The sequence below is a fragment of the Streptomyces torulosus genome (assembly GCF_001419765.1).
In the GTDB taxonomy this organism is placed as follows: domain Bacteria; phylum Actinomycetota; class Actinomycetes; order Streptomycetales; family Streptomycetaceae; genus Streptomyces; species Streptomyces torulosus.
This window is the reverse complement of record NZ_LIRK01000059.1, coordinates 1-11340: the sequence shown is the minus strand read 5'-3', so window position 1 is coordinate 11340 and position 11340 is coordinate 1. Positions and strand designations below refer to the sequence as shown.

General features: G+C 73.2%; 8 protein-coding genes and 2 pseudogenes. 7 read left to right on the top strand and 3 right to left on the bottom strand.

Features of this window, described 5'->3' with window-relative positions:
• A pseudogene (locus AOK23_RS05660) lies at window positions 1-200 on the top strand (O-antigen ligase family protein); the annotation flags it as partial.
• An 84-nt stretch (window positions 201-284) separates the two neighbouring features.
• On the opposite strand, the gene AOK23_RS05655 reads toward AOK23_RS05660, so the two are convergent.
• Together AOK23_RS05655 and AOK23_RS05650 are read right to left on the bottom strand one after the other, a co-directional pair.
• On the bottom strand, window positions 285-842 hold the full coding sequence (locus tag AOK23_RS05655) for a hypothetical protein (RefSeq protein WP_055711643.1): 558 nt from the start codon (window positions 840-842) through the stop codon (window positions 285-287).
• A gap of 50 nt (window positions 843-892) precedes the next feature.
• On the bottom strand, window positions 893-1699 hold the full coding sequence (locus AOK23_RS05650) for a glutamate racemase (protein WP_055711642.1): 807 nt from the start codon (window positions 1697-1699) through the stop codon (window positions 893-895).
• 57 nt (window positions 1700-1756) lie between these two features.
• Here AOK23_RS05650 and AOK23_RS05645 point away from each other — a divergent pair, with 57 nt between their 5' ends.
• Window positions 1757-2932, top strand: a complete 1176-nt coding sequence (locus tag AOK23_RS05645; RefSeq protein ID WP_240496266.1) for a glycosyltransferase — start codon at window positions 1757-1759, stop codon at window positions 2930-2932.
• Window positions 2933-3087: 155 nt separating this feature from the next.
• Here the strand turns inward: AOK23_RS05645 and AOK23_RS05640 are convergent.
• Window positions 3088-4420, bottom strand: a pseudogene (locus AOK23_RS05640) (TerD family protein).
• Between the two features lie 305 nt (window positions 4421-4725).
• Between AOK23_RS05640 and AOK23_RS05635 the strand changes: the two are divergent.
• The 5 genes from AOK23_RS05635 (at window position 4726) to AOK23_RS05615 (ending at window position 11135) form a co-directional block, all read left to right on the top strand.
• Window positions 4726-5175 carry a DUF6643 family protein gene (locus AOK23_RS05635; RefSeq protein ID WP_055711640.1) on the top strand — a complete coding sequence of 150 codons (450 nt, stop codon included), beginning with the start codon at window positions 4726-4728 and terminating at the stop codon, window positions 5173-5175.
• 67 nt (window positions 5176-5242) lie between these two features.
• Entirely contained in the window at window positions 5243-6067 is an 825-nt protein-coding gene (locus tag AOK23_RS05630; RefSeq protein WP_055711639.1) for an MOSC domain-containing protein, read from the top strand.
• Between the two features lie 250 nt (window positions 6068-6317).
• Window positions 6318-6941, top strand: a complete 624-nt coding sequence (locus AOK23_RS05625; protein ID WP_055711638.1) for an Rv1733c family protein — start codon at window positions 6318-6320, stop codon at window positions 6939-6941.
• Window positions 6942-7052: 111 nt separating this feature from the next.
• Window positions 7053-9497 carry a right-handed parallel beta-helix repeat-containing protein gene (locus AOK23_RS05620; protein WP_055711637.1) on the top strand — a complete coding sequence of 815 codons (2445 nt, stop codon included), beginning with the start codon at window positions 7053-7055 and terminating at the stop codon, window positions 9495-9497.
• Window positions 9498-9629: 132 nt separating this feature from the next.
• Window positions 9630-11135, top strand: coding sequence for an alpha/beta hydrolase (locus tag AOK23_RS05615; protein WP_055711636.1), 1506 nt, complete (start codon window positions 9630-9632; stop codon window positions 11133-11135).
• Window positions 11136-11340: the final 205 nt, after the last annotated feature.

Sequence of the window (11340 nt, the reverse complement as noted above, 5' to 3'; positions counted from 1 at the left end):
CCCCGCGGGCCACGCCGGTCGCGCTCACCGCGGGCGCGGCGCTGACCGCGCTGGCCGCGATCGCCACGGTCGGCAACGCGCTGAGCTTCACGACGGTGACGGCGGGCGCGGGCCTGCTCGCGGGGATGGCGACGGCGCGGCCCCTCGCGGACGAGGAGGACGGCGTCGGCGTAGCCGGCCGTGACGCGGGCGGAGGATGAGCCCACGAGGGACCCCGCGGGATGCCGCCGACGACGGCCCCGAAGACCCCGACGCCCCCGAAGACCCCGGCGCCCCTGACGACGTCAGCGTGCGGCGTCCGACGCCTTGGGCCTGAGCCGGGACCGGATGACGCGTACGGCCGTCTCGGCGTGGTCGACGGTGATGGTGAACGTGTGTCCGTCCAGGAGACGCAGCACCACGGCCTCGCCTCTGCGTACGACGACGGCGGTGCCCTTCTCGGGGCGCCAGCGGTAGCCCCAGCCGCCCCACTGGTGGGGAGTGACGCAGGGGGCGAAGTCCACGTCGGTGACCTGGGAGAGGGGGATGCGGCGGCGCGGTACGCCGATGTGGCCGCAGCGCACCTCCAGGCATTCCCCGTCGACCCTCACGGAGACGTGCACGAACGCGAGCGTCCCGAACAGGACGAGCAGCCCGGCCGCGATGCAGCCGACGACCGACATGACGAGCGGGGCCGTACCGGACGTCCACGCGGAGTCGACCGCGAGTTCGATGCCCAGCGCCATGAAGGCGGCGCCGCCCAGCGCCAGGAGCCACTGGGCGCGATTGGTCGCGCGACCGGTCCAGACCTCGGAGGTGAGGGCTTCGGGGCTGCCCGGCTCGCCGTGGGGATGGTCCCTCATGCCTCTGAGCGTACTCAGGTTCCGCTGCGCAGGCACCTGGTCGCGGAACGTTACTGCTCGGGCTGGGCCGCGAGCGCGGCCCCGACCGCCTGGAGCAGCCTGCCCTCCTCGTAGGCGAGGGCAGGCGCCGGCAGCGCGCCCTCGCGTCCGCTGAGGAGGACCGTCAGGCCGGCCTCGGTCCACTCGGCGTCGGGGGCCGGGAGCTCACCGATCCGGCGCAGCGCCTGGGCGGCCACCGCGCCGGCGGAGCCGTGCAGGACGAGGGGCGGCTGTCCCGGCTTCTGGACGGCCGCGCGAATGCGCTCGGCGACCAGTTCGTAGTGGGTGCAGCCCAGGACGACGGTCGTCACGTCGTCGGGGGTGAGGGCGGCGGCCGCGGCGATCGCGGCGTCGACGGCCGCGTCGTCGGCGTGCTCGACGGCCTCGGCGAGCCCCCAGCAGGGCACCTCGCTGAGCGGCACGCCGTCGGCGAACTCCTCGATCAGTCCGCGCTGGTAGGGGCTGCCGGTGGTGGCGGGCGTCGCCCAGATGGTGAAGGGGCCACCGCCGGCCGCGGCGGGCTTGATCGCCGGGACGGTGCCGATGACCGGCAGCTCCGGTTCGAGGAGGGCGCGCAGGGCGGGCAGGGCGTGCACGGACGCCGTGTTGCAGCCGACGATCAGGGCGTCCGGCCGGTGCGCGGCCGCCGCCTCGGCGACCGCGAGGGCGCGTCGCGTCAGGTCCTCCGGGGTCCGCGGTCCCCAGGGCATGCCGTCGGGGTCGGACGAGATCACGAGATGCGCGTCGGGGCGCAGTCGCCGCACCGCGGCGGCGGCGGGCAGCAGACCGATACCGGAGTCCATGAGCGCGATCTTCACCCGGCCACGATAGACGATTGCCTCGGCGGGGCCGTCGGCGTGGGGCAGACTGCCGACGTGAGCGCCATCGCGTGGATCGCCGCCGGATCACTCGCCGCCTGGCTGTGGCTGCTGCTCGGCCAGGGCTTCTTCTGGCGCACGGATGTACGACTACCACCCCGCCGGGACCCTGACGACTGGCCTTACGTCTGTGTCGTCGTCCCCGCGCGCGACGAGGCCGCCGTCCTGCCGGAGAGCCTGCCGTCGCTGCTGGCCCAGGACTACCCCGGCCGCGCCGAGGTCTTCCTGGTGGACGACGGCAGCACCGACGACACCGGCGAGCTCGCCCGCGCGCTGGCCCTGCGCCACGGTGGCCTGCCGCTCACGGTCACCTCGCCCGGGGAGCCGCCCGCGGGCTGGACGGGCAAGCTGTGGGCCGTACGGCACGGGATCGGGCTGGCACGCGCGCGTGCTCCCGAGTACCTGCTGCTGACGGACGCGGACATCGCGCACCGGCCGGACAGCCTGCGCGCGCTGGTGGCGGCGGCGCGCACCGGCGGCTTCGACCTGGTGTCGCAGATGGCGCGGCTGCGGGCGGAGAGCCTGTGGGAGCGGCTTGTGGTACCCGCCTTCGTCTACTTCTTCGCCCAGCTGTACCCGTTCCGCCGGATCGGAGTGCGAGGCTCGCGCACGGCGGCCGCCGCGGGTGGCTGTGTGCTGCTGCGGACGGAGGCCGCCGAGCGGGCCCGGATCCCGGACGCGATCCGGCAGGCCGTCATCGACGACGTGGCCCTCGCCCGGGCGGTCAAGGGCAGCGGCGGCCACATCTGGCTGGGGCTCGCGGAACGGGTGGACAGCGTGCGGCCCTATCCGCGGCTGGGCGACCTGTGGCGGATGGTCTCCCGCAGCGCCTACGCCCAGCTGCGCCACAACCCCCTGCTGCTCGCGGGCACGGTCCTCGGTCTGCTGCTGGTCTACGGGGTGCCGCCCGCCGCGCTCCTGCTGGGGCTCGCGACGGGCGACCTGCCGACGGCGTGGGCCGGCGGGCTCGCCTGGGCCCTGATGGCGGCGACGTACCTGCCGATGCTGCGCCACTACCGGCAGCCGCTGTGGCTCGCTCCCCTGCTGCCGTTCACCTCGGTCCTCTATCTCCTGATGACCGTCGACTCCGCCGTGCAGCACTACCGGGGGCGCGGCGCGGCCTGGAAGGGCCGCACCTACGCCCGCCCGGAGACGGCCCCCGAGGAGAGCTAGTGCTGTGACCGGANNCGGCACCTCGCGGCGTTGTCGCATGACCCGAGTACATCCAGTACACGGGTCATGCTCCGCCTTGCGAGGCACCGCACCGGACTCCGCGAGCTTTCCGGCAAACCTTTCCGACCACAGCACTAGAGGCTCACACGGGGCGGCTACTTCCTGCCGGGTGTCCAGTTCATGCCCCACCCGTAGGCGTAGTCGACCGTGCGCTGGGGGCTGACGCCGCGCTCGGGGACCAGGTAGCGGGCCTCGCGCTGGACGATGAGGTCGCCGCCCTGGTTGGTGATGAGGGCGAGCGCGCAGACGGTGGAGGGGACGGTGCACTCGTCGAGGGAGAAGTCGACCGGCGCCCCGTGCTGGGGCTGGAGGGTGACCGTCGCATGGAGGTCGGCGAAGGAGCGGGCGCCCTCGTAGATGGTCACGAAGATGAGGATGCGCCGGAAGGCGTTCTTGTGGTCGAGGTTGATGGTGAGGTTCTCGCCGCTCGACACGGCCCCGGTGCGGTCGTCGCCGTCGAGGTGGATGAACGGCGGGCGGTGCAGCGCCCCGAAGGCGTTGCCGAGCGATTGGACGACGCCCTTGCTGCCGTCGGACAGTTCGAACAGGGCGCAGAGGTCGAGGTCGAGGTCGGCGTGCATGGCGACGGCCCGGCCCAGCTTGCTGCCCCACCCGGTGAACTGTTTGCGCACCTCCCAGTTGAGATTGACGCGCATGGCGCCGGAGGTGCCGCCCTGCTTGGTCAGGGAGACCGCCGGGGCCTCCTTGGTGAGCGTGACCTTGGTGAGGCGCACGGGGGCCGGCGGTCTCCCTGGGCGGGGCCGGAGGTGCGGGCGGCGCGGTCGTCACCGGCGGCGGCACGGTGACGGGCGGGGAGACGGGCGCCTGCGGGGAGACGAGCGTGGGAGGAGACATCGGGGACACGGGCGCCTGCGGGGCGGCGGCGTGCTGGGGTTCGTCCACGGTGATGCCGAAGTCGGTGGCCAGTCCTTCGAGGCCGCTGCTGTAGCCCTGGCCGACGGCACGGAACTTCCAGGCGCCCTGTCGACGGTAGAACTCGCCGAGCACGAAGGCCGTCTCGACACCGGCGTCCGCGCTGTCGAAGCGCGCGACCTCGGTGCCCGCCCGCTCGTCGAGCACGCGGATGTACAGACCGGGCACCTGCCCGAACGTTCCTCCGTCGGCGGACGCCGCCAGCACCACCGTCTCGACGGCGGGCTCCACGCGCGTGAGGTCGACGTGCAGGGAGTCGGTCACCTGTCCGCCGATGTCCTGTTTGCCACCGTGCCGGACGGCGCCGGAGGAGTGCGCGGGCTGGTTGTAGAAGACGAAGTCCGCGTCGGTGCGGACCTTCCCCCCGGTCAGCAGCAGCGCCGACGCGTCGGCGTCCGGCACACCCGGTCCGGAGCGCCAGCCCAATTCCACGCGTAGCGCGGCCGTCGGCACCGCGACGTTCGATCCTTTCGGCATTGTCATGTCCGCCCCCATCAGAAGGTCACCCGCAAGGGTCATCGCCAGGCCGCGTCCCACGCAGTCCGTCCGAACCGTCCGGCCCGCTTGTCGGCGCCAAACCTATTCCCCCGGCGCCCGAACCCCCAGAACCCGTACCGAAAGATCACTGGCCAACCCTTGGTAACCCGCTCGGAACTCGGGCTTTACACGATCACAGCCCTTTTCGCTGCCCTATTTCGCCGAGTTCGCTCGCATTGGGGATCCAGCGTCACGGCGGACACGGAAAACAACCCTCTTATCGGTCTCCCCAACCAGCACATCGTGGGCTTAACTTATGTGCCATGACCTCCCCCCGCTCCACCTACGGCGGCGGTTACTACTCCGCCTCGTCCTTCGCGGACACCCCGATCTACGACTCTCTCGTCGCCGAGCGGGGAACCCCTCAGATCGCGCCGATCCGAGTCCCGGCCGCGTACGACACACCGGGCAGCAACCTGCCCGCGCTCCCGTCGGCGCTCCCCGCGCTGCCGGCGGGTCCCTCCCAGCCCTCGCCCGCGTACGGTTATCCGCAGGCCCAGCAGCCGTCGCCGCTGCAGCAGGCGCCGACCGCGTACATCCCGCAGCAGGCCGCGGGTCCGCGTGGCTACCCCGGCGCCCAGCCGCCGCAGCAGCAGCGCCCCATGGGCCCCGGCACGGGCTACGAGGCCATGCGCCCCGCCGCCCCGCGCCCGGCACCCACGGCCCCGTACCAGCAGGATCCGTACAACGGCCAGCAGTACCGCGGGTACTGAGCCGCGGTACCGAGCCGACTGAAACATTCCGCGTGGGGTGGTCACCGCCGTTTGGCAGGATGGCCCCATGGGGAATCCGTCACTGCACTCGATCCACGTCCACCCGCTGAAGGCGGCCCGGGGCTTCGCTCCCGAGGAGGCCGTCGTGGAGCCCTGGGGTCTGGCGGGTGACCGTCGCTGGGTGCTGGTCGACGACTCGGGCAAGGTCATCACACAACGTCCGCATCCGCGCATGGCGTTGGCCGCCGCCGGGCTGGAGCCCGGCGGCGGCGTCGTGCTGTCCGCACCCGGCCGCGAGCCGCTCACCGTCGCCGCACCCGGGCCGGCCCCGACGGTCACGGTGGAGATCTGGCAGGACAAGGTGGAGGCGGTCCCGGCCGACGCGGCCGCGCACGCCTGGTTCAGCGACTACCTGGGCGTCCCCGTACGCCTGGTCCACCTGGACGACCCCGCGACCCGCCGCCCCGTCGACCCCGAGTTCGCCCGCCCCGGCGAGACGGTCAGCTTCGCCGACGGCTACCCGCTGCTGCTCACCACCCTCGGCTCGCTCGACGCGCTCAACTCCCTGATCGCCCACGGCGACCACCCCGAGGAGGGCCCGCTGCCCATGAGCCGCTTCCGGCCGAACGTCGTGGTGGACGGCACGGAAGGGTGGGCCGAGGACGGCTGGCGGCGCGTCGCCATCGGCGAGGTCACCTTCCGGGTCGCCAAGATGTGCGGGCGGTGCGTGGTGACCACCACCGACCAGGACACCGCCCAGCGGGGCCGGGAGCCGCTGCGGACCCTCGCGCGGCACCGACGGTTCGGGGACAAGCTGGTCTTCGGGCAGAACCTCGTTCCGGAATCCGGCGGCACGGTGCGGATCGGCGATCCGGTGCGCGTGCTCGAATAGCCTTGTGCATAAGGGGTGTTCGGGTCGTGGCGATCCCCGCGTACGCATGGGAGTACCATCCACCTTGAAAATTCAACATCCTGGATTCGGTCGGCGGTCGGGAACACAGGTACCCGGCCCGGCCGTTGGGCCTTTGTGAGAAGTTCATGAGAAGGCCGGTCGGAGAGGTGATTTCGCTCTCTCTTCACCGGTACCGCGCGTGGGCGTCCCCGCTGGGGGTTATCACGGACGCGGAAGGGGGCGTGGGACAGTGCGGGCAATCGGCGGGCTGGGGGCATTCGGCGGGCTGTGGCGTTGGCGCCACAATCCCCTGCGCCGGACGACCGATCTCGTCGAGGCGTGGCTGGCGTTCGCGGCCCTCACGCTGATCCTCGTCGCCGCCCCCCTCGTCGGCGCCTTCGTCGGGACGGCCACCCAGGGTTCCTTGCAGCAGTCCGTGCGGGACCAGCGGGCGGCCCGGCACCTGGTGACGGCCACCGTCGTCAAGCGGGTCGCCGGCTCCCCGTTCGACCCCGACCCCGAGACGTCGACCTCCCGCGACCGGCACAGCCGCGTGGTCGCCGACTGGACCGGCCCCGACGGCACCGACCGCCACGGCACGGTCCTGTCGGGCCTCAAGGACCCGCGGCCAGGGGACCGCTTCGCGCTGTGGACGGACGCCCAGGGCCGCACGGTCGGCCGGCCGCTCGACAGCGCGACCGCGACGACCCACGCGGTCCTGGCCGGATTCGGTGCGACCGTCCTGGCCGCGGGCTTCATCGAGGGCTGCAGACGACTGATCGTCTGGCGCATGATCCGCCACCGGTACATCCGTTGGGACCAGGCATGGGACAAGGCGGGGCCGGACTGGGGCAGGACGGGCACGGGCAGCTGACGGCCTTCCCACTCCGGTCAACTCGCCCTGCCCGCGCACGCTACGGTGGACCGACCAGCCGAACTGTTCGGCATCGACCCGCGTTCCACGAGGTGGGGGCACAGCAACGCCATGGCACAGGGCACGGTCCAGGTGACGCACACCGGTACATCGCGGTGGCGGCGCCGCACGGGTGAGTACACATCGCTCGCCGCGGCCCTGGAGGCCGCGAGCGACGGCGATGTGCTCATCGTCGCTCCCGGCACGTACCGGGAGAACCTCGTCGTGCAGCGCGGGGTCACGCTGCGCGGCCCCGAGGGATCGCCCGGCTCGGTCCGCATCGCGCCCGTGGACGGCGTGCCGCTCACGGTGTCCGCCTCGGCCGTGGTGCAGGACCTGCACGTGGAGGGCCAGGACGCGGCCGCGCCGGCGCTGCTCGTCGAGGACGGCACGCCCGAGCTGATGGACCTCAGAATCGTGACCCGCTCCGCGGTCGGCATCGAGGTGCGCGGCACCGCCCGCCCGACGGTGCGACGGTGTACGGTCGACAACCCCGCCGGGATCGGCATCGCCGTCGTCGACGGCGGGGGCGGGGTGTTCGAGGAGTGCGAGGTCGTCGCGGCCGGACAGGCCGGTGTCGCGGTGCGCGGCGGCGGCCATCCGCGGCTCGACCGGTGTCGGGTGCACCATGCCTCGGGCTCGGGCCTGACGGCGACGGGCGAGAACTCCGCGCTGGAGGCCGTCGGTTGCGAGATCTACGAGGTCCGGGGCAGCGGAGTCCAGATCACCGGGCGGGCCACCGCCCATCTCACCGACTGCGATGTGCACCGTACGACCGCGGACGGCGTCACGCTCGACACGGACGCCGTGCTCACCCTGGCGGACTGCCGCATCCACGACATCCCGGAGAACGCGGTGGATCTGCGTTCCCGCTCCGTGCTCACCCTGACCCGCACCACGGTGCGCCAGTTCGGGCGCAACGGACTGTCGGTGTGGGACCCGGGCACCCGCGTGGACGCCAACCAGTGCGAGATCTTCGACAGCACGGGCGACTATCCGGCCGTCTGGGTCAGCGACGGCGCCACGGCGGTCCTGGAGTCCTGCCGGGTCCACGACGTGCCGGACGCCCTGTTCGTCCTGGACCGGGGGTCGCGCGCGGACGTCGTGGACAGCGATCTGTCGCAGGTGCGGAACACGGCGGTGTCGGTGAGCGACGGCGCGACCGCGCAGCTCGACGACTGCCGGATCCGGGACGCGGCGACGGGCGCCTGGTTCCGCGACCACGGCAGCGGCGGCACCCTCAACGGCTGCACCCTGGACGGCACGCAGACCGGAGTGATCGTCACCAAGGGCGCGGACCCCACCATCGAGCGCTGCACGGTCACCTCGCCCGCCGAGGCGGGCTTCTACGTCTCGGCCGAGGGCCGCGGCAGCTTCCTCAACTGCCGGGTCACCGGCAGCGGGGGCTACGGCTTCCACATCATCGACGGCTGCCGCGCGACCCTGCGGAAGTGCCGTACGGAGCGCTGCGCGCGCGGCGGTTACGAGTTCGCGGAGGGCGGCCCCGGCTCCTCCGGCGGCGGGCCCGTGGTCGAGGACTGCGCCAGCGACGAGAGCGGCGGCGTGCGGCCCCCGGTCGCGCACGAGACGGCGACGCAGACCGCTCCCCGCTCCCCCGGCCTGCTGGGCTCCATCCCCGGCCAGCGCACCGTCGAACCGCAGCCGCCGGCGGTCACCGCGCCCGCCGCGGAGCCCGAGCAGTCGGCCCGCACGTCGAAGGCCGTGCTCGGCGAACTGGACGCGCTGGTCGGCCTGGACAGCGTCAAGCGCGAGGTGCGGGCCCTCACGGACATGATCGAGGTGGGCCGCCGCCGCCAACAGGCCGGTCTGAAGGCCGCCTCCGTCAAACGGCACCTCGTCTTCACCGGCTCCCCCGGCACCGGAAAGACCACGGTCGCCCGTCTCTACGGCGAGATCCTGGCGTCCCTCGGTGTCCTGGACAAGGGCCATCTCGTCGAGGTGTCCCGTGTGGACCTGGTCGGCGAGCACATCGGGTCCACCGCCATCCGCACCCAGGAGGCCTTCGAACGGGCCCGCGGCGGGGTGCTGTTCATCGACGAGGCGTACGCGCTGTCCCCCGAGGACTCCGGGCGGGACTTCGGCAAGGAGGCCATCGACACGCTGGTGAAGCTGATGGAGGACCACCGGGACGCGGTGGTGGTGATCGTCGCCGGCTACACGACCGAGATGGAGCGCTTCCTCACCGTCAACCCCGGTGTGGCGTCCCGCTTCTCCCGCACGATCACCTTCGACGACTACGTGCCCGAGGAGTTGCTGCGGATCGTCGAGCAGCAGGCCGAGGAGCACGAGTACCGGCTGGCGCCGGGCGCGGGCGAGGCCCTGCTGAAGTACTTCACGGCGATCCCCAAGGGCCCCGCCTTCGGCAACGGCCGTACCGCGCGGCAGACCTTCGAGGCGATGGTGGAGCGTCACGCGAGCCGGGTCGCCCAGGTCGACGAACCCAGCACCGACGACCTGACGTTGCTGTACGCGGAGGACCTCCCCGAGCTGCCGTGACGGCTCCCCCGACACGCGCCGCCGAGCCGTCGGGGCGCGGCCCCCTGGGGTGAGCCCCAGGGGGAGAACCCCACCACAGGTGTGCGGTAGGCCGGATGGGGCCGAGGGGCTCCGGCCGACAGCATGATCCCCATGACGCATCGCACTCGACGAGCCCTCGTCCTCGCCCTGTCCGTCTCGGCCGCCGCCACCACGCTGACCGCCCTCGCCGGCCCGGCGGCCGGCGCGCCCTCCGCCCCGTCCGCACTCACCTGGCGCCCCTGCGCGCACCCCGGCGGCCCCACCGACCAGGAGTGCGCCGACCTGCCCGTCCCGCTCGACTACCGCGACCCCGACGGCCCGCAGCTCAAGCTCGCCGTGTCCCGGCTGCGCGGTGAGCACCCGGAGGCACGGCGCGGCACGCTGCTGGTGATCCCGGGCGGACCGGGCGGCTCGGGCGTCCGGCGCCTGACCCAGCAGGGGAAGGCGCTGCGCGGGCAACTCGGCGGCGCGTACGACATCGTCAGCCTTGACCCGCGTGGTGTCGGCGGCAGCACACGGGCGAGCTGCGGTCTCCCCGCCGAGGACCGGCACCTGGTGACCCTGCGGTCCTGGCCCGCGCCCGACGGCGGCATCGGTGAGAACGTCGCACGGGCCCGGCGTACCGCCGAGGCGTGCGCGAGGAACGGCGGGGCCGTGCTGCGCAGCCTCACCACCGCCAACGAGGTACGCGACATCGACCGTTTCCGGCGCGCCCTGGGCGAGGAGCGGCTGTCGGCGTACGGGGTGTCGTACGGGACGTACGTGGGTGCCGTCTACGCGCAGAAGTACCCGGAGCGGACCGATCGTTGGGTGATGGACAGCAACGACGACCCCGATCCGCGCCGGGTCGCGCGCCGCTGGCTGGAGAACATGGCGCGGGGTGCGGAGGACCGGTTCCCGGACTTCGCCGCCTGGGCCGCCGACCCGGCCCGCGCGCCGGAGGGCCTGCGGCTCGCCGGGCGCCCGGAGGACGTACGGCCGCTGTTCCTGGCCCTGGCGGCCGAACTGGACCGTGCGCCGCGGGAGACGACCACCCGGGGCGTGCCGCTCACGGGCAACCGGCTGCGTCAGGCGATGCAGCTCGCCCTCTACAACGACGCGTCCTTCGACGATCTGGCCCTGCTGATACGGCAGGCCGGTGACCCGAAGGCGACGCCGGTCCTGCCGCCCGACCTGGCCGGGCCACTGAGCGACGAGGACGCGGCGACCGTGATGGCGGTGATCTGCAACGACGTGCGCTGGCCGACATCGGTGGCGGCGCACGAGCGGGCGGTGGCCGAGCACCGCGTGCGGTATCCGCTCACGGCCGGCATGCCGGTGAACATCGGCCCGTGCTCCTTCTGGAAGGACCGGCCCGCGGAGAAGCCGACCCGGATCACCGACGACGGCCCGTCCAACATCCTGATGGTCCAGAACCGGCGGGACCCGGCCACGCCCCATGTCGGCGCGCTGCGGATGCGGGCGGCCCTCGGCGAGCGGGCGCGGCTCGTCACCGTGGAGCGCGGTGGCCACGGCGTCTACCTGGGGACGGGCAACGCGTGCGGCGACCGGGCGGTGACCACGTTCCTGCTCACGGGCCAGCGGCCCGAGCGTGACGTGACCTGCCCCGACGCCTAGGCGGGGCGCGTCCTGACGGCATGCGGCCCCGGCCCTCGACCCTGACCGGGCTCGGCCTCGGGCCGTCGGCCGGGGCCGTCGTGCGCTAGTGCTGTGGCCGGAAAGGTTTGCCGGAAAGCTCGCGGCGTCCGGTGCGGTGCCTCGCAAGGCGGAGCATGACCCGTGTACTGGATGTACTCGGGTCGTGCGACAACGCCGCGAGGTG